The organism is Metallosphaera sp. D4-4 (genome assembly GCF_046245145.1).
Taxonomy (GTDB): domain Archaea; phylum Thermoproteota; class Thermoprotei_A; order Sulfolobales; family Sulfolobaceae; genus Metallosphaera; species Metallosphaera sedula.
In genome coordinates, this window is record NZ_CP176412.1 from 1560035 (window position 1) to 1577532 (window position 17498).

Annotated in this window: 23 protein-coding genes; 13 read left to right on the forward strand and 10 right to left on the reverse strand. The window is 46.3% G+C overall.

The window, feature by feature from the left end; genetic code table 11:
* The first annotated feature begins 147 nt into the window (after positions 1-147).
* On the forward strand, positions 148-1698 hold the full coding sequence (locus ACI49J_RS08455) for an NAD(P)/FAD-dependent oxidoreductase (RefSeq protein ID WP_240254908.1): 1551 nt from the start codon (positions 148-150) through the stop codon (positions 1696-1698).
* Between the two features lie 48 nt (positions 1699-1746).
* Positions 1747-3546 carry an AAA family ATPase gene (locus tag ACI49J_RS08460; RefSeq protein ID WP_240254907.1) on the forward strand — a complete coding sequence of 600 codons (1800 nt, stop codon included), beginning with the start codon at positions 1747-1749 and terminating at the stop codon, positions 3544-3546.
* Here ACI49J_RS08460 and ACI49J_RS08465 read toward each other — a convergent pair.
* Both ACI49J_RS08465 and trxB read right to left on the reverse strand, forming a co-directional pair.
* Positions 3485-4273 (reverse strand): inositol monophosphatase family protein, encoded by a 789-nt coding sequence (locus tag ACI49J_RS08465; protein ID WP_240254906.1) that lies wholly within the window; start codon positions 4271-4273, stop codon positions 3485-3487. The genes ACI49J_RS08460 and ACI49J_RS08465 overlap by 62 nt on opposite strands.
* Positions 4273-5244 (reverse strand): thioredoxin-disulfide reductase, encoded by a 972-nt coding sequence (trxB, locus tag ACI49J_RS08470; RefSeq protein WP_240254905.1) that lies wholly within the window; start codon positions 5242-5244, stop codon positions 4273-4275. Before trxB ends, ACI49J_RS08465 begins: the two co-directional genes overlap by 1 nt.
* A 170-nt stretch (positions 5245-5414) precedes the next feature.
* Here trxB and ACI49J_RS08475 point away from each other — a divergent pair, with 170 nt between their 5' ends.
* Positions 5415-6911 carry a dihydropteroate synthase-like protein gene (locus ACI49J_RS08475; RefSeq protein ID WP_240254904.1) on the forward strand — a complete coding sequence of 499 codons (1497 nt, stop codon included), beginning with the start codon at positions 5415-5417 and terminating at the stop codon, positions 6909-6911.
* Complete coding sequence (locus ACI49J_RS08480; RefSeq protein ID WP_240254903.1) at positions 6892-7287, forward strand: hypothetical protein; 396 nt, start codon at positions 6892-6894, stop codon at positions 7285-7287. The genes ACI49J_RS08475 and ACI49J_RS08480 overlap by 20 nt, the downstream gene beginning before the upstream one ends.
* 1 nt (position 7288) lies before the next feature.
* On the opposite strand, the gene ACI49J_RS08485 is transcribed toward ACI49J_RS08480, so the two are convergent.
* The gene (locus tag ACI49J_RS08485) at positions 7289-7705 is read right to left on the reverse strand and encodes a 6-carboxytetrahydropterin synthase (protein ID WP_240254902.1); all 417 of its coding nucleotides are present in this window, start codon (positions 7703-7705) and stop codon (positions 7289-7291) included.
* Positions 7702-8187 carry a hypothetical protein gene (locus ACI49J_RS08490; RefSeq protein WP_240254901.1) on the reverse strand — a complete coding sequence of 162 codons (486 nt, stop codon included), beginning with the start codon at positions 8185-8187 and terminating at the stop codon, positions 7702-7704. The genes ACI49J_RS08485 and ACI49J_RS08490 overlap by 4 nt, the downstream gene beginning before the upstream one ends.
* 32 nt (positions 8188-8219) lie before the next feature.
* Between ACI49J_RS08490 and ACI49J_RS08495 the strand changes: the two genes are divergently transcribed.
* The 6 genes from ACI49J_RS08495 (at position 8220) to ACI49J_RS08520 (ending at position 11660) form a co-directional block, all read left to right on the forward strand.
* Positions 8220-8648, forward strand: a complete 429-nt coding sequence (locus ACI49J_RS08495; protein WP_240254900.1) for a hypothetical protein — start codon at positions 8220-8222, stop codon at positions 8646-8648.
* A complete protein-coding gene (locus tag ACI49J_RS08500; protein WP_012020588.1) occupies positions 8645-9061 on the forward strand; it encodes a HEPN domain-containing protein in 417 nt (138 codons plus the stop codon). Before ACI49J_RS08495 ends, ACI49J_RS08500 begins: the two co-directional genes overlap by 4 nt.
* Positions 9045-9263 (forward strand): hypothetical protein, encoded by a 219-nt coding sequence (locus ACI49J_RS08505; RefSeq protein WP_240254899.1) that lies wholly within the window; start codon positions 9045-9047, stop codon positions 9261-9263. The genes ACI49J_RS08500 and ACI49J_RS08505 overlap by 17 nt, the downstream gene beginning before the upstream one ends.
* Positions 9218-9865, forward strand: a complete 648-nt coding sequence (locus tag ACI49J_RS08510) for a 6-hydroxymethylpterin diphosphokinase MptE-like protein (RefSeq protein WP_404809767.1) — start codon at positions 9218-9220, stop codon at positions 9863-9865. The genes ACI49J_RS08505 and ACI49J_RS08510 overlap by 46 nt, the downstream gene beginning before the upstream one ends.
* 77 nt (positions 9866-9942) lie before the next feature.
* Positions 9943-11037 carry an isopropylmalate synthase gene (locus ACI49J_RS08515; protein ID WP_240255090.1) on the forward strand — a complete coding sequence of 365 codons (1095 nt, stop codon included), beginning with the start codon at positions 9943-9945 and terminating at the stop codon, positions 11035-11037.
* Between the two features lie 59 nt (positions 11038-11096).
* Positions 11097-11660, forward strand: coding sequence for an MBL fold metallo-hydrolase (locus ACI49J_RS08520; RefSeq protein WP_240254897.1), 564 nt, complete (start codon positions 11097-11099; stop codon positions 11658-11660).
* 3 nt (positions 11661-11663) lie between these two features.
* Here ACI49J_RS08520 and ACI49J_RS08525 read toward each other — a convergent pair whose 3' ends face one another.
* Positions 11664-11840, reverse strand: a complete 177-nt coding sequence (locus tag ACI49J_RS08525) for a ribbon-helix-helix protein, CopG family (RefSeq protein WP_012020583.1) — start codon at positions 11838-11840, stop codon at positions 11664-11666.
* A 143-nt stretch (positions 11841-11983) separates the two neighbouring features.
* Here ACI49J_RS08525 and ACI49J_RS08530 point away from each other — a divergent pair, with 143 nt between their 5' ends.
* Positions 11984-12277, forward strand: coding sequence for a hypothetical protein (locus tag ACI49J_RS08530; RefSeq protein WP_012020582.1), 294 nt, complete (start codon positions 11984-11986; stop codon positions 12275-12277).
* Between the two features lie 164 nt (positions 12278-12441).
* Here ACI49J_RS08530 and ACI49J_RS08535 read toward each other — a convergent pair whose 3' ends face one another.
* The 3 genes from ACI49J_RS08535 to ACI49J_RS08545 are packed head-to-tail and all read right to left on the reverse strand — an operon-like array spanning position 12442 to position 14615.
* Positions 12442-12672 carry an Lrp/AsnC ligand binding domain-containing protein gene (locus tag ACI49J_RS08535; RefSeq protein WP_012020581.1) on the reverse strand — a complete coding sequence of 77 codons (231 nt, stop codon included), beginning with the start codon at positions 12670-12672 and terminating at the stop codon, positions 12442-12444.
* A 36-nt stretch (positions 12673-12708) separates the two neighbouring features.
* Positions 12709-13884 (reverse strand): ABC transporter permease, encoded by a 1176-nt coding sequence (locus tag ACI49J_RS08540; protein WP_240254895.1) that lies wholly within the window; start codon positions 13882-13884, stop codon positions 12709-12711.
* A complete protein-coding gene (locus ACI49J_RS08545; protein ID WP_240254893.1) occupies positions 13884-14615 on the reverse strand; it encodes an ABC transporter ATP-binding protein in 732 nt (243 codons plus the stop codon). The genes ACI49J_RS08540 and ACI49J_RS08545 overlap by 1 nt, the downstream gene beginning before the upstream one ends.
* A 52-nt stretch (positions 14616-14667) precedes the next feature.
* Here ACI49J_RS08545 and ACI49J_RS08550 point away from each other — a divergent pair, with 52 nt between their 5' ends.
* Positions 14668-15336, forward strand: a complete 669-nt coding sequence (locus ACI49J_RS08550) for a hypothetical protein (protein ID WP_240254891.1) — start codon at positions 14668-14670, stop codon at positions 15334-15336.
* Positions 15230-16018, forward strand: coding sequence for a 3-methyl-2-oxobutanoate hydroxymethyltransferase (gene panB, locus ACI49J_RS08555; protein ID WP_240254888.1), 789 nt, complete (start codon positions 15230-15232; stop codon positions 16016-16018). Before ACI49J_RS08550 ends, panB begins: the two co-directional genes overlap by 107 nt.
* On the opposite strand, the gene ACI49J_RS08560 is transcribed toward panB, so the two are convergent.
* On the reverse strand, positions 15997-16797 hold the full coding sequence (locus ACI49J_RS08560) for a 4-phosphopantoate--beta-alanine ligase (protein ID WP_318551999.1): 801 nt from the start codon (positions 16795-16797) through the stop codon (positions 15997-15999). The two genes, panB and ACI49J_RS08560, sit on opposite strands and share 22 nt — an antisense overlap.
* Positions 16752-17495 (reverse strand): GHMP kinase, encoded by a 744-nt coding sequence (locus ACI49J_RS08565; RefSeq protein ID WP_240254884.1) that lies wholly within the window; start codon positions 17493-17495, stop codon positions 16752-16754. The genes ACI49J_RS08560 and ACI49J_RS08565 overlap by 46 nt, the downstream gene beginning before the upstream one ends.
* Between the last annotated feature and the right edge of the window lie 3 nt (positions 17496-17498).

Genomic DNA, 17498 nt, shown 5'->3' on the forward strand with positions numbered 1-17498 from the left:
CGATTAGTGTTAAAACCCCATTTTATTAAAATAGCTACATGCCAATATCAGAAATTTTAGTGACCATGTCCTACGTGGCCATTGCCTTCATAGCCGTTGGGGTAGCTCTATCCGTTATAGTCTGGCTGGGACAGAGGAAGTGACACCATGTACGACGTGGCCATTGTGGGCGGTGGTCACAACGGTCTTGTCACCGCGTCTTATCTAGCCATGAATGGGCTTAAGGTCGCCGTGTTTGAGAGGAGGGACATCGTTGGAGGCGCCTCCGTTACAGAGGAGTTGTGGCCGGGGGTAAAGGTTTCCACAGGCGCCTACGTTCTCAGCCTTCTGAGACCTAGGATCATAAGGGATCTGAGACTCGAGCAATTTGGACTCGAGGTAATAACTAAGGATCCCGGGCTCTTCGTCCCCTTTGGTAATGGGAGGTCACTTTACATTTGGAGCGATCTCAAGAAGACACAGAAGGAAATAGAGAAATTTTCCAGGAAAGATGCTTTGGCGTACGAGAAGTGGCTCAAGTTCTGGGATCCCTTCTATGAATTGGCGGATCTCCTGATGTTGTCTCCCCCACCCTCTTGGGATGACTTGGATAGTCTCCTCTCCCTAGCCAAGGTTCAGGGTCTAAATCTCTCGGAACTGGCTTTTCCATTAAGGTCAGTGGTTCAGGACGCGTCCTCTCTTCTGAACGAGTTCTTTGAGTCCGAGGAGGTCAAGGCAGCCCTCGTTGAGGACGCCGTAGTGGGGACAATGGCCTCTCCCTCTACCCCTGGGACTGCCTATGTTCTAGCTCATCACGTCCTTGGGGAAGTTAATGGTGTGAAGGGTGCGTGGGGATACGTTAAGGGTGGAATGGGTGGTGTTACTCAAGCGCTCAGGAGGTCGGCTGAGCACCTTGGGGTGGAAATATTCACTGGGGCCGAGGTTGACAGCATTTTAGTAAAGGGAGGGAAAGTGGAAGGTGTTAAACTAACTAACGGCAAAACCGTTTATTCAAGGATTGTTGTGTCCAACGCGGATCCTAAAACCACCTTCCTGAGGCTCCTTCGGGACGCTGAACTGGACGAGGACTTCCTCAGGAGGGTCAGGTCGCTGAAGAGCAGGGGAGTCTCATTCAAGATCGTGGGTTACACCGAGGAACTGCCCAATTTCGGGAACGGGACTACTTTAGGCCCAGAGCACGTGGCGTCTGAGCTTATTCTGCCCTCTGTCGACTACGTTGAGAGGGCCTTCATTGACGCCAAATCCCTTGGTTACTCCAAGGAACCTTGGCTTTCCATAAACATACAGTCCTCAGTGGATCCCACGGTTGCCCCTCCGGGTAAGTTCTCCTTCTCAATCTTCGGTCAGTATCTTCCCTACTCCAAGAACTTGGACGATATGAGGGAACTGGTATATCAGATATCCATAGAGAAAATAAGGGAGTACGCTCCCAATTTCAAGCCAGTTAGATACGAGGTCTTAACCCCACTGGATATAGAGAGAAGGTTTGGAATAACTGAGGGGAATATCTTTCACCTGGACATGACGCCCGATCAGTTATACGTTTTTAGACCTCTACCTGGGTACCACGATTACACCACACCGGTACAGGGACTATATCTATGTGGCTCAGGATCACATCCTGGTGGAGGGGTAACTGGGGCTCCAGGTTTTAACGCCGCTCAAAGGATATTGTCCGACCTCAGGAGTAATCACTAAATCTATTTTACTCCTGCTTATATATGACCAAGTCAAGAATAACTTAGAATGAGCTACATCGAGACAATGCTAATTCTTTTTATAGCACTTGGTATTATAGTCTACATACTTATGGGTCTATTTAAAAGATTTACTACCAATTTCACCACCAGTGACAGGGCTTCCCAGGTTCAGGTAAAGTCTAAGAAGAGAGAGGAAGAGGAGAGAAAGGCTTCCTGGGACGACATTGGAGGTTATGAGGATGTAAAGAAGGAGATAAGGGAGTACATAGAGTTTCCCCTGAAGAACAAGGAGATAGCCAAGACCTATGGGTTAAGGCCTCCAAAGGGAGTATTACTTTTCGGTCCCCCCGGTTGTGGAAAGACTCTAATGATGAGGGCTTTGGCTGGCGAGGCTAAACTGAACTTCATTTACGTGAATGTCAGCGATATCATGAGCAAATGGTACGGGGAAAGCGAGGCCAGGCTCAAGGAGTTGTTCGCTAACGCCAGGAAGAATGCCCCATGTATCCTGTTCTTCGATGAGATAGATACAATTGGTGTAAGGAGGGAAACCCACAGTGGTGATTCAGTTACTCCCAGGTTACTTTCCCTCATGTTGTCGGAGATTGATGGCCTGCACAGCGATGATGGAGTAATAATAGTTGGTTCCACTAACGTGCCCCAGACGTTGGATAAGGCATTACTTAGGGCTGGCAGGTTCGATAAGTTGATCTTCATAGGTCCTCCGAATAAGCAGGCCAGGCTGGAGATACTGAAGGTTCACTGTGCAGGCAAGCCCTTGGCCCCAGACGTGGATCTATCCAAGATAGCAGAGATGACGGAGAGGTATAGTGGCGCCGATCTAGCAAACATATGTCAGGAAGCGGCAAGGAAAGTGGCTGTGGAGGCGTTGGAGAGCAAGACCGAGAGGAAGATAACTATGCAAGACTTTATGGAGATTATTCAGAGATACAAACCAAGTATAACTTTACAGATGCTTGAGGAGTTCGAAAAGTTCAGGCTAGATTACGAGAGAAGATCTAGGAAATCTGAGGATGCTAAGGAGGGAGAGGACAAGATAACTCTGGATGACATAGGTGGCTACACGAAGGTTAAGCAGGAACTAAAGGAGCTCCTAGAACTTCAGCTAAAATACGCTAGACTCATGGAGCAGATGAAGGTTCCACCAATTAGGGGGCTCCTACTTTATGGCCCTCCAGGAGTTGGTAAGACCATGATGGCTAAGGCTCTCGCTAAGACTCTCGATGTCAAGTTGATTTCAGTGAGCGTGGCGGAGATAATGTACAAGGGATATGAGGGAGCAGTTGCCACAATAAAGGAAGTGTTTAACAGAGCGAGGGAGAACAGGCCCGCAATAATTCTCTTGGACGAGCTAGATGCTATTGCATCCAAGAGAACCCAGAGGGGTAACGGCGAATCCTCAAAAATTGTGAACCAGCTTTTGACAGAGATGGACGGAATAAGAAACCTAAAGGAGGTAGTGGTTATTGGTACCACAAACAGGATCAAGGTTATAGATCCCGCGCTACTCAGGCCCGGAAGATTTGACATAGTGATAAAGATGGGTCTTCCCAACCTCGAGGAAAGGCTGGACATTCTGCAAAAGTACCTTGGGGTGGAGAATTGTCAAGAGGTGGACTGCAGGAAGATTGCAGAGCTTACCGAGAATTACACTGGAGCTGATTTGGCAGCAGTTGCTAGGGAGGCGAAGATAAGGGTGCTCAAGGACATTATAAGGGGACAAACTGACAGGAAGTTAACTAAAGAGGATATGTTGGAGTCACTCAAGAAGGTAAGGCCTTCCACGCTGATAAAATCCGTTGAGAAAGCGAAGAGTCAGGAGTAACCAACACGTTCTTAACAACTGAAACCTTTTCTAGATCTATCCTTATTCTTTTCCCTTCAAGGCTGAAGGGGGATATGTTCACCTTCTCGCAGAAATTCAGTGATGAAGCTATATCCACGTTTCTGAGTTTATTTCTAACATCAACAAAGAGATAAGCCCTCCCTGTGCAGACAAGCAACATGTCCAGCGAAGCTGCACCTAGATTTCTGGTTTTATAGTTCCCCTCTATTGCTGAAAGTACCTGGGTGATCTCCCTCAGTCTGCTCCTATCAAAGTAGGGAAGAACTATCCTCTGCTTAGGTGTGGATACCCTCTCAACTCTTTCCCCGTTAATATACGCCCCCGTCTCGTCGTATGAATAGGTCTTTCCAGAGAAAATTTCTCCCACTATACCTGCTACCGGAGCCCCGTTGGAGGAGTAGACTGAGATCGAGACTGCAGCCCAGGTTATACCGTTAAGAAAGTTTGTACTACCATCAAGTGGATCAATTACGGCAACATATTCTGACCCTTCCTTTCTTATGGTTCCAGTTTCCTCAGTAACGTATGTTATTGGGAGACCAGTTTCGTTCAGCTTCTCCAGTATAAAATCCTCTGCAAGTTTATCTATTACCTTTGTGGTATCATCTCCATGTGTACCCAATACCCTGTCTATCCCTTCTCTTCCGCTCATCTCTCGAAGGTACTTTGTTGCCTCTACGGAGATCCTTTCTAGGACAGTTCTCATCATGTTTTACCTTTTCTCTCGTTCAAATAATTATAAGCTGAGTGTGCCGCAACTGCACCCATTGCTGTTGACGTTGCAACCTGTCTAAATCCTATCCACTTGTTGGTGCAGTCCCCTGCAGCGAAAACACCGGGTAGGTTAGTCCTTGTCCAGTCGTCTACCTTTATGTAACCCTGTTCGTCCACCTCTAGTCCGTTAATCTTAGCGAACTCAGTGGGGGGTTCAAACCCTATTTCCACGAATATTCCATTGGCATCTATCTCCCTTACCTCGCCGGTTTTCAGATTCTGCACCACAACTTTCCTGACAAGCTTATCTCCCTTAATTTCCTTGACCACGGAGTTCAGGATCAACTCCACATTTGGTTTCTCCTTAACCAGTTTCACTATTATTGGTTGAGCCCTAAACTCTTCCCTTCTATGCACAAGGTAAACCTTGGTCGCGTACCTGCTAAGTAGCTCGGCCCCGTCCAACGCCGAGTTTCCTCCCCCCACTACAACTACTGGCCTATTCTTGAAGAGTGGGGCGTCACATACGGAGCAGTAGGATACACCTCTACCGGTAAACTCGTTCTCACCTGGAACATTAAGTTTCCTCCTCTTGGTTCCCACTGCTACTATTAGTGTAGAAGCCCTAAACTCTCCCTTTCTCTTGGTTTTGACCACATATTCCTCACCCTCTCTTCTAAAGGACTCTACCCTATCCATGAGAATAGGTACCTTGTATTTCTCTACATGAGCATTGAATAACTTTATCATTTCAGATGCTTGAACGCCAATAAGGCCCAGGTAGTCATCCACTTCTCCTGCCTCAGTTAGCTGACCTCCTGGGGTCTCCCCTATTACAAGCGTCTTTAGCATGTACCTAGCAGCGTATAGTGCAGCACTGTAGGCTGCAGGACCGAGACCAATGATGATGGTGTCAAATTTCTCGTTTGGGTTAATATTCGTTGAGCGTGGAATGAGACTCATAAATCCTCACTATCCCCCAAAATATTAAATGTTGCCTTCATTCTAGTTTAAACTTTTTCTTATAAAAAAGATGTAAACAAGAATATCAAATTATCTAGGAACATGCTAGGCTGTCCCGGACCAACTTAATGTCATTTATTTTAACTTACGATTCTAAGATCTCCAGGATCATGAGAGTACTGCTAATTACAGGTAAATTGGCGAGGCCGATCTTGGAGGAGGCTGTCAAAAACTTGAAAGACGTCTCCATTTTGGCCCTAGATTACCCTGTTGCGTCCCTCATGAGTATAAGGTACATTCTAGAGAGGTTGAAGGAGAGAAAGGAGCTCCTATCTCAATACGACTATCTTGTTTTGCCAGGGCTAGTTTATGGTGACGCAAAGATAATTGAGAAAGAACTCGGAATTAAGACCTACAAGGGAACTGAGAATGCCTGGGACGTGGTGAGAGTGATAGATGCTCTGAGGAATGGTGCAGAGCTATCTACCATATACCCTGCTGACGTCATTCTAAATACCTCGTTGATGGAGGATGCCATGAAAATTCTGGAAAAGATAGAGGCTAACGCTCAGTACGCGTTTGACATAGGTTTCAGGATTCCGATTCGCCCTCCACCTTTTAGGCTTCTCCTCGAACTCGACCCATCACAGCCTCTAGACAAATGGCTTCACGAGATAGGGAGAGTAAAACCATATGTGGATGGTGTGGTGGTAGGGTTTCCGGTAGGTTTCTCGGATCTAGATGAGGTAAGGAGAAGGGTTAAGTCTGTTAGGGACGTGATTTCGGTGGTGGGGATAGACAGTGACTCTCCTCAGATACTAAAGGAGGGAGTAAGGGAAGGCGCGTCTCTAGTCCTCAATCTCAATGAGGACAACATGGAGAAACTTGAGGGACTCAAGAAAGAGAGTGCGTTCGTTGTAGCTCCCTTCTCAACGGAGAATAGGGCCGAGACAACCGTAAATCTGGTGAGAAAGGCGAGGCACATGGGTTTCGATAGGCTCATTGCTGACCCAGTTCTCTCACCCCCTCTCATGGGCTTCACGGAGAGTATCTTGGATTATGCTAGGCTAAGGGTAACTTTACCAGATACACCACTCATGATGGGTACGTTGAATGTTACAGAGTTGATTGATGCTGACAGCCATGGGGTAAACGCACTTCTTTCAGTTATGGGAATGGAGCTAGGTATTTCAGTCTTCTTGACCATGGAGAAGGGAAAGACCAGATGGAGTGTATGGGAATTGAGAGAGGCCACTAAGATGGTTTCCATTGCTCACTCTCAGGGAAAGGTACCCAAGGATGTGGGAATAGATCTTCTCCTCCTTAAGGATAAAAAGAGATTGAAAGCCTTCTCCCCTCAAACAAAAAGGATACCTGCGCGGGAAATCGAACCAGAAATGGACAAGGCTGGCTTCGTTCACATTGTTCTTGAGGATCGAAAAATAGTAGCTTCGTTTAGGGGAAAGAAAGAGGTGTCTGTTGAAGGGCAAGATGGGCTTCTAGTGGGAAGAACGCTCCTAAGGGAAGTAGGGGATATCTCGCCAGAACATGCCCTGTATATAGGGTATGAGCTAGCTAAAGCCGAAATTGCTAGCTATCTGGACAAGAACTACATTCAAGATAAACCCCTTGTAAGGAGGATAGGCCTTGAGGATAGTGGTGCCTAAGGTAACAGTGTTAAATGCCGAGGGTTACAGGGTTTGTATAGCCCATTATCCCCTTCAGGATTCAGGTGAGTGGGTTGAGAGGATCCGTAGTACCATGAGGATTTCATCATGTAGTAGTCCTATTCCTTGTTACTCCCTGATCTATGGTGGCGTCATCCTATTTCAGGGGGAAAAGCCTGTGTGGAGAGGCGAATTTGACGGCTACTTTACCTTGACTGAGGAGACATGTAATGACAGTCTTGAACAGTTTCTAGCTAAGGTTGATAGGGGAGAGGATGCCTGCCTGAAGATCTCAGAGGGAACGCTCAAACTTCTCAGGAAGTGTCAGTCGTGTACGAGGGTAGATCCAATAGGCCTGAGGATGATTGTTGACTGATTCAAGGGTATTCTATCAAGGCATAGGAATCGGATCCCTCATATATTTTGACGAATACCTTGAAATTGCTCCCCAATCTTGTGAAGACGTATTTAGCGATCTCCATACCTATGTACTCTACAGTGGGATAGGGAGCTTCAATTATTTTCACTTCTAACTTGAACGGTGAAGTTATACTAATCTTGTCCATATCTCTCCTGGGAACAATGAACTTGTGATCCCAGGACGAGATGGCCTCCTTTACCAGCTCCCTCAACTTGTTGAAATCCACAACAAAACCATTCTCCTCGTGAACTTCTCCCTCTACTTCCACCGTAACCCGATAGGTATGCCCGTGTAGCTGATTATCCTTGGGAGAGGAAAGTGTGTAATGGGCCGAGTCTATGGAAAAGCCCTCTATTCCAACCCGCACTTTCATTGAATTTTCACCATATTCTTCTCAAAGTGTTCCCACAGGGCCTCGATTAAATATCTAATCTCGTCACAGATGGACTTGATATCTGGGTCCACCCTGATTCTTTCAATGGACTTGTTCACATCAACCAGCTCCTGAAAATTCCCTGAGGATATTATCCTTCCCTCAAAGGTTAGCTTCTCGCCCAGGGAGGTATTCCCCCCATATTCCACCAATCTGTAAACCGTGTAAGTCAAGGAATCTAGATCTCCCTTGAAGTCGCCCACTCTGCCCTGAACCTCTCTCCTGAGAGTCCTAACCTGTTCCCTCACAAGCTCAACGAGGCTATCCACAACCTCCAGCCTTGACCTAAAGGTGTCATTCTCCATTAGGGATCGAAACTCAGTGTTCTCTAGGCACTTGGAGTCGCACGGAACGTCCATATCTATAATCTCGATCTTCATAGCTGGCCTAGCTGACTGGTAACGCTGGATCCAGTAATCCATAACTTTATTTCAGTTTCTTTAAGACTTTAAACATGACCGTTTGGGAATTTGTATCAGATCTATCTGAATCAATCCTGGAGCACTACGGGGACAAACTGAGAGGTCTCGCTTTCCTTCCTTCAGATCCCGTATTAATGCTGGTAGTCCTAGATGGCGTAGATCAAATCTCATTCCTCGCAAGGGGACAAATATTTCACTATTTTTATAAGAAACAAAGAAGGAAAGATAAAGCAAGGAAAATCGTAATTGAAACAGGATCCGATCCTTCAGTCACGGGTATAGTGATAAGCCCCAAGGAACTCGAGCATCATTACCCTGTGGTTCTAAGCATTCTTTCTGCGGGGTATATCCTTTACGATCCTGGTAACATTTTCAAGGAGAAGTGGCGAGTGGTTAACTATCTTGGGAAAAAGCTAATTGATATCAAAAACATCAAGAAAGGCGAGGTGGTTGAAATTTGAATAACAGTGCCCTTGCTTCAGAATATCTACTTCGGGCTACGAGAACCTTGAAGGAGAGCACTGACGCGTTCAATGATGGGGACCTATACTACACTGTGGTGAGGTGCAAGGAGACCCTTGAGAACCTTGCCTCGACCCTGCTTTCCCTCTATGGAATCCTCACCGCAAGCGGATCTCCCGTGGACGTTTTAGGCTATCTAATCGAGACAAGGGAAATCGATCAGACGATTAAGGCAGTCATATCAGAGATTCAGGAAACCTGGAGGGAGATTATCCCCGTGACCTTTATGAATGAGTCTCCAACTAAGGCTCCCTCCGTCACGGCAAGACAGGCTGAGGTAAAGCCCCTTCTAGAGAAGGTCACATCACTTTTCGATAAAACGAGGGAGATATTCGATGGATTTCACAATTGATCTAGACGATTTCACGTGTTCTGGTAACCCCCTGGAGGCACTTGAGTACCTCCTGGGAAGGGAAGTAGTGTTCTCCATATCTAGGGACAGTCCCCTTTTACCCATAATCAGGAGCAAGTATAAGATCAAGGAAATATCTAGGGAGGGTGACATCATATATTTCATGATCAGTTCAGATGGCTCAGGTTCTATGACAGGATAAGAAGCGAGTTCGGCTTCTCCCTCAGAGACGATTACATTTCATCTGTCTTGCTTAACCTAAGAATTAGAGAGGATCTGGAGTATAGACTGGCTAAAATCATAGAAGGAAAGGATGTGGCCCTAGTGGGAGCTGGTCCATCCCTGGAACGTGTTAACGAGGTTAGGGGCGATGTCATAGTCTCAGCTGATGGTGCAACTAATTATCTTGTGAAGAGAGGGATAATCCCGGATGTGGTTGTCACGGATCTAGATGGGTTGATGTCCTTTCCAGACTCAATGTACGTGGTTCATGCCCATGGGGATAACATGCCTCTGCACTGGAAATTAGGGATGATGAGGAGTGTGATAGGCACAACTCAGGTTTACCCCTTTGGAAGACTGAAGTTGTATGGGGGTTTCACAGATGGGGATAGGGCCTTCGTTTTAGCGAAAACCTTCAATGCAAGATCAATTAGGCTCTACGCCATGGATCTGGACTCAGATTTCATAGGCATGTACTCTAAACCCTTTCTAAGGGAGAACGTACCCATGACTCACATAAAGAGAAGAAAACTCCACATAGCAAAAGAAATTATTCATACCCTAACTAGGAAAGATTTATAAAAATAGGGAGTTGTTTATTAATGTGGGTAGAGGGATGAGTGTTCTCCACTAGAAGAGTTAGAATATTTGATACAACTTTGCGTGACGGAGAGCAAGCTCCTGGGATAGATCTTACCATAGATCAGAAGGTGAGGATAGCAAGGCAGTTGCAAAGGCTAGGAGTCGACACGATAGAGGCAGGGTTTCCAGCATCTTCCGAGGGCGAGTTTATCGCAACCAAGAAGATAATAGAGGAAGTGGGAGATTCCGTCGAGGTCACAGGTCTTGCTAGGGCAAATAAGAATGATATTGACAAGGGTATAGAGGCAGGTCTTTCAAGCATTCATGTGTTCATTGCCACGTCGGACGTGCATCTTAAGTATAAGTTGAAAATGACGAGAGACCAGGTAATAGACAGGATCTATGAATCCGTGAGGTATGCAAAATCTCATGGTCTGATAGTGGAGTACAGCCCTGAGGACGCTACGCGAACGGAGGAAGAGTTCCTGTTGCAGGCTGTGAAAACCGCAGTTGAAGCTGGCGCTGATAGGATAAATATACCAGATACCGTGGGAGTGATGCATCCCTTCAAGTTCCAGGAACTAATTAGGAAAGTAGTTTCCGTAGCTTCGGGGAGGATCATAAGTGTTCATTGTCACAATGACTTTGGATTGGCTACAGCGAACTCCATAGCTGGTGTTGTGGGCGGAGCTAGGCAGGTACACGTTACAGTTAACGGTATAGGGGAGAGGGCCGGGAACGCATCCCTTGAGGAAGTGGTGATGGCCCTGAAGAAGCTCCTAGATTACGAGGTTGGAGTCAAGCCCTGGTTACTTTATGACACCAGCAAGCTTGTATCAGAGCTTACCGGTGTCCCAGTCCCGTTCTTCAAGGCGGTAGTAGGGGACAACGCGTTTGGACATGAGGCCGGGATCCACGTTCATGGCGTTATAGAGAATCCGCTCACCTACGAGCCTATGTCACCTGAGGAAGTTGGCAACTTCAGAAGACTTGCCTTGGGTAAACACAGCGGAATACATGGGCTTAGAAAGATCCTTGAGGACCAGGGTATATACCTGGATGACGAAAAGTTAAAGGTAGTGTTGAGCGAAGTTAAGAAGATGGCAGATACTGGTCACAGGGTAAGTGCAGAGGACGCCAAGAGGATAGCATCTAGATTTTTGAGCTCTTGAGCGTCTTTAGCTCCATGATAAGACTCCATGGTCATTCCATGGTATCTATAGGTGACTTTTTGGTCATCGATCCGCATGACGGAGGAAGCATAGGTCTCCCAAGGCCAGCCATTAGGCGGACAGAGTACGTTTTCATGACCCATGATCACTACGACCATAACGCATTTCAAATAATCCAAAGTAAGGAGAAAAGAACTGGTTTCACTGGGATCTTCTCCTCTTCAGGTTACTCGATACAGGGTATACGGGTTAATCACGACGGAAACGGCGGTAAATCCCGCGGAAAGACCAGCATATACACTGTGAAGATCGGGAATCTGTCTTTTGTTCACATGGGAGATATAGGGGAGTATCCGAGGGAGAGCCTGATAAAAGATCTAGCAGCAGACATCTTGGCTTTACCGGTAGGCGGAGTAATAACTATTGACGGGAAAGAGGCATCACAGCTTGTCAAGGAAATATCTCCATCAGTTGTGATCCCAATGCATTATTGGGTTAAGGGACACCTTATGCCATTGGATCCGCCGGACGAATTCCTAAACCTCACAGGGCTACAAGTTTATCTTGAGAACGAGATAGATGAAAACAATCTTAAGAAAGGAATTTACTTGTATAAACCTTAATTTTTACAATTTCATCCTTTCTACTCTCGCAACAGGAACTGTCTCCTTACTCATCTCATCCTTTACCATCTTTTCTATGGCCTTCCTTATGGCCTCACTCCTATTGAGACCATACCTTATTGCATATCTATCTAATAACTCAAGTAGATCTTCTTCTGCCTTGAATGTAATTACTCTCATTGTAGACCTAATACATATCTTGTATCGATAAGGTTTAAGTATATTCTGTAGCGGTAGTACCATCTTCCTATTTCAAGAGGAGTACTTAATGAGCAAGATTAATATAATAGGACTCCCTATACTTTTTATCAGAGGAAACTACAGTGCCAACGATTCACCTCTCCCTTCCCGAATGGATGTATGAGGAACTGAAAAGGAAAGCTGAGGATATGGGAATTCAGGTAACTGATCTAGTTAAGTTCTATATCAAGAACGGGATGGAGGGAGGTAATCAAGAGAATTCTAGGAATGAAAATACAGAGAAGCTTGAGGAGTCAGTAGCCTACCTAGAGGCGAGGGTAGCTCAGCTTGATCTATTGGTCATGGAGTTAGTTAGGAGGTTAAAGGTTATAGAAGAGGGCGCAGACGAGGAGCAGGTCGAGATAGACCAGACTTGAGGAGTAACTGTTTTAAGTTAGCTGTAGACAAGATTAATGGGCCTATGGGATTGTGACCCTGGGTTCCAGGGAAGGATGAGCATAGGTGGGTCCCCTTATACTTATAGTGCTAATAAGTGATGTGGCAGAGACGTTCTGACTCGTGAAGAGAATAAAAAAGCTGATTACATTGAAATGAGAGTTACTGTTCTAATTATATTTGGGTTTCTCCTTATCTGGCTTATTGTTCTGTTGATATCATCCAAATCCTTTCCCTCAATCTCCACCACAACGTCATATTCCCCATATACAGCAGTTCCGTCCTTAACTCCCTCAAGCTTTTTCAATTCGTTTAGAACATCTGTTTCTTTCCCTATAGACGTAATTAATAACACATATGCTTTTAGGCTACCCATACATTAATGTTCTATTTTACAATTAAAAACTTATCACTACTTAAGAAGCAGTCTTTCTGGGTTTAGTATCCTTGACGAGATCACGATTAGGAGGATCGAGGCAGTGAGGGTACCCAGGTAAAGGTAGATCATGGAGAAGGTCAGCCCAAACACTCCATCAAGTAAACCTCCCACAATCTGAACGTAAGGGATAACTAGTATGAATGAAAGGGGACCTAGGGAGCTGAAGTTAAGGACCAGGGAGGAGAAAGATGCCAACATTCCGAAGCCGGTTATAACAAGGTTAATTAGCTGAATGTTCCTTTGGGAGCCTCCTATTAAGATCAACAGTACTAGGGAGATAGAGGCCGTGAGCAAAACCATGAGTAAATAGGCAACAACGACCGAGAGCGAGAAGGTCAGGGTAAGTCCCGCATTTCCGCCCACTATGAAGGGAGCAAATACAGAGAAGGCTATCAACCCCACTAAATCGCCCAAGGAGGAGATAGCGCCAAGGGCCATGGAAATTATTAACTTCGCTGATATAAACTGGAATGGAGAAATCGGAGAGGCAAGTAGAGACTCGAGGGTTTTCCTTTCCTTTTCCCCCAGTATCCCGTCCGTCAGGAAAAAGATTACAGGGGTGGCGGCAGGGAATAGGATGAGAGATATGACCCTCGCCAGCTGCCCCAGCCTGTCAGTGCTGCTTGATGTGGCTTGCTTAGTAGGTTTAATGTAGCCCAATTCCACAACAAGAGGCTCCCTTATGGTAGATGGGGATACATTAACGTGGCTTTCATTGGCCAGGAACGAGATCCTCTCCAGAGACGTGTTGTAGAGGATCTGATATAGACCATTGTTCACTATGTTCTGGGCATTGCTCTGGGACGAGATCAAAACAACCTCCCTCACTATTGCAACCTTGTCTATGTTAGAGATGTTTTCAGCAAACCCTTGGGGGAAAATTATCTCGACGTCTGGGACTATGGTGAAGTTGTTGATGTATACTATCCCTCCATGACTTCTAACGTAACTGGCAAGTTCGTTCACGTAGGGTGCGTTAGACGTGTCGTTATTTATTATCCCAATGGTGGGAGGCTGAGAGGCGACCGACGCGTAGATTATTACCCCTATGAGGGGGAGAAGGAAAAGGGGCAGTAGAATTGAGACAAGAAGGATCTTCCTATCCCTTTTCAGATCTATCCATTCCTTTCTGAGCAGATCGTAAAGCACTACCCTTCACCCACGAGTTTTATGAAGGACTCCTCAAGGTTTCTAGTCCCGGTCTCCTCGATTATCTCCTTTGGTTTACCCAGTTTCACTCCCCTTCCACTGTTTATCATCAGGACCCTATCGCACATGTACTCCACCTCTAGGAGGTTGTGGGAAGATAGGATCAAGGTAGTGTTTCCCTTCATCGACCTGATCATGTCCCTAATTCTAACTGAGGATTCCACGTCGAGAGCAGATGTGGGCTCATCAAGTATTGCCAACTTCGGATTCACCATGAGAGTCCTGGCAATCACTAGGCGTCTCTTCATTCCTCTGCTGTACTCCATGGCCCTATCATAAATTCTATCTCCCAGGGAGGCAATCTTTATCCCTCTCTCTAGATAACTCTCCTCAAGCTTCCTGTCACCCCTAGAGTAAATCCTTGCATAGAACTGAAGGTTCTCTATACCCGTGAGTCTATCATAGGGAAAGGCATCCTCAGGCATATAGGATGTGTATCCCTTTGCCCTGGCAGATCGCGGGTTCTCCCCGAAAACCTTGACATCTCCAGAGTAACTGGTAATGATCCCGCTAAGTACCCTTAACGTGGTGGTCTTTCCAGCACCGTTAGGTCCTATGATACCGAAGACTTCACCCTCCTCCACGTCAAAGCTTAAACCTCTGAGAATCTCCTTCCGTCCTACACTCTTGAATAGCGCTGTAACACTCACAGCAGAATGGCCCGCGATCATACACTATCGTAAGTAGATTGAACTAATAATAATGTTTTCAAGATATCGCATATTGATAGGGGGAATTAAGGATAGACTAACAGAGGCTCTACTGAAGTATGAAAAAGCCTCGATAATTCTGAGGGTAGCTCTATCCATTGTTGAGGAGAGAGGAAGGGGTCAGGTAGGGGACTTCGACTACAAAACCCTAACCTCCAAGTTGCTGGAACTGGGCTACGACTTTGAGCCCAAGATGATCCTTAGGGCCCTGGAAAGGGACTTCGGGATTATCGAGACGTCCTACAAGTCCAGCAACCAACATTGGTGGAGGTTTATTGACCTTGAGTCCGTTAGGGATTCCCTAGATCAGGGGGAAGAAGACCCGGAAATTGTCCTGATTAGAACTCAAGCAACGAGCCTTGGACTGGAAGATATAGAGAGGAAACTCCAACTTCTCCTGCAGAGGGGGATCAGGAGCGACGTCGATAGGGCTATGTTCAAAAGGTTAGCCTTTGAGGATCTCCCCCTACTCCTTGACGTGTACAAAAGATCTGTTCAGTACGAGGAAACCAAGGATATCTCCACAAGGATCAAGAAGATTTTAACACTGGCCTCTAGAATAGCAAGGATAAGCAATGCAAAGGTTAACAATTCGGGATTTCCTGAAAAAGAAGGGGAAAGAAAAGATAACCATGTTGACAGTGTACGACTACTCCATGGCAAAGATCCTGTCGGAGACTGAAGTAGACGGGTTACTGGTTGGGGACTCACTGGGCATGAATGTATTGGGATTTCCCTCTACTCTTCAGGTTACTATGGACCACATGGTTCATCACACTAGGGCTGTAGTGAGGGCCTCCCCAAGGCAGTTAATTGTCGTGGATATGCCCTTCATGAGCTACGAGCCCTCCAATGAAGTCGCTGTTAAGAATGCGGGTATCCTGGCTAGCGAGGGCGCGGATGCCGTGAAGCTTGAGGGAGGAGTAGAGGTTTATGAAAGGGTAGCAAACATCGTTAAGTTCGGGGTTCCCGTTATGGGGCATATAGGCCTTACACCACAGAGGTATCTCACTCTAGGCGGTTACAGAACTGTGAAGGACGAGGCAAAACTGATCTCGGACGCATTGGCCTTGGAAGAGGCAGGGGCGTTCTCCATCGTAATAGAGAACGTTTACGCCGAAATAGCCAAGAAAATAACGGAGAAGGTGTCCATACCCACAATCTGCATAGGTGCAGGTCCCCACTGCGATGGTCAGGTTCTAGTGATACATGACCTCTTAGGAATGGGAGATATACAGCCATATTTCTCCAGGAAGTATCTAGACCTGAAGGCTGAGATACGTGAAGCTGTGAAAAGATACATTAACGACGTAAAAACGGGAACCTTTCCAGGAAGGGAGAACTATAAGTCTAGGGAGAGCTGAGCCAGCCTCTGGGACATGAACTTCATGGCACCCCTTAGGACGTCTCTATTGTTATAACCTTTCAGGAGCTTTTCCCTTTCCTCCCTGCTTAGGCTTTTCATCTTAAGGACCTTCTCCCTCAAGGCTGGTATTGCCCTGATCACGTTGTCCACTATTGTCACACTGGCAGTTAGAGAAGTCCTGGAGAGCGGGTTGAGGTCTATGGCAATGACCTTCTTGCCCATCTTCACCAACGCCTCAGTCCTATCACCGTCCTCAAGTCCCAGGAGAACCACATCTGCGGAGAGAATACCTCTTTTGCTTACCCTCCTTCTCTCGCTAAAGAGTTCTGGTATTGTCTCAGACGCGTCCTCCCCAACTCCAAGTACTTCCCTTGCTCCAGCCTCCCGTAACACCTTCTCGATCGCTCTCTCCCTGATCTCATCCCTATAGAAGAGGTTGACCTCAATCTTAGCTGGGATCGCGTCAGCCAGTTCAACTATCTCCCTTGGCACGAGAGCTGCCATGTTACCGTTTACTGAAATCACGGGGTTTTTGGCTTCAATCAAGAGAACTGCAGCTACCTCTAAGGCTCTCTCGGCAAAATCCCTCGTTTTCTCGCCTATTAGATAGTCGAAGCACTCTCCTCTACCCTGAGCTATCAGTCCCTGAGGGACTACGACTTCCCTCTCCATTGCTTCCACGAGTCTTTCTCTGACCAGTATTGACTCCCTTCTAGGATGATTCTCAGGTACTATTCCACGTATGCTCCTCGACTTGCTATCCTGTGTCTTATCCATGAGTCCGACTCCGGTTTCCCCAATTTAAGTATTAGTCCCTTCTTTCGGAAGGAGTTAGGAAATGGGCTCGTAAATCCCAGAGCCTCGGTAAATTTCCTGGACACCTCAAAAAATTTGTCAATGGATGGGTTACTCAAGAACTCATTAATCAAGGTAAACGAAACATCAAGCGGCTGAAGGATAGACTTAGTGGGAAGTGCCTCCAAAGGTTTAGAATATATATCATCTGAAGATATCTCAAAGATTCTTATTACTCCATATGGCGGAAATCCAGGTCTCTCCCTGTAAACTATGTTTCTGCCAAAGAACTGGGAAACTACATCTCCCAGCCCGTTCCCCGAGATAACTTCACTTTCATGGGCCAACAGAGCTGCCTGTTCCGGATCTATTCCCCTAATCTGCGACGCACCCAAGGCGTATGCGAGACTTATGGATGCGCTCATGCCATATCCAAATCCCAACGGAACTTCGCTTTCCATATTTACTCTAACCTTCCCCATCTTAGCCTCCAGATACTCTAGGTTTTTCATTTTCACTGGGTTTCCGTTGAGATATACACCTTCTCCCTCTGTAACTCTAGCAAAGGAATAAGGCTCCAGGATAACCGTTATCCCTATGGAGCCAGATCGCGTAGGGTTGTCCGAAATAAAAGGACGCCAGATGCCGGAAACACTGATAGGTATTACAACGTCGACCATTAG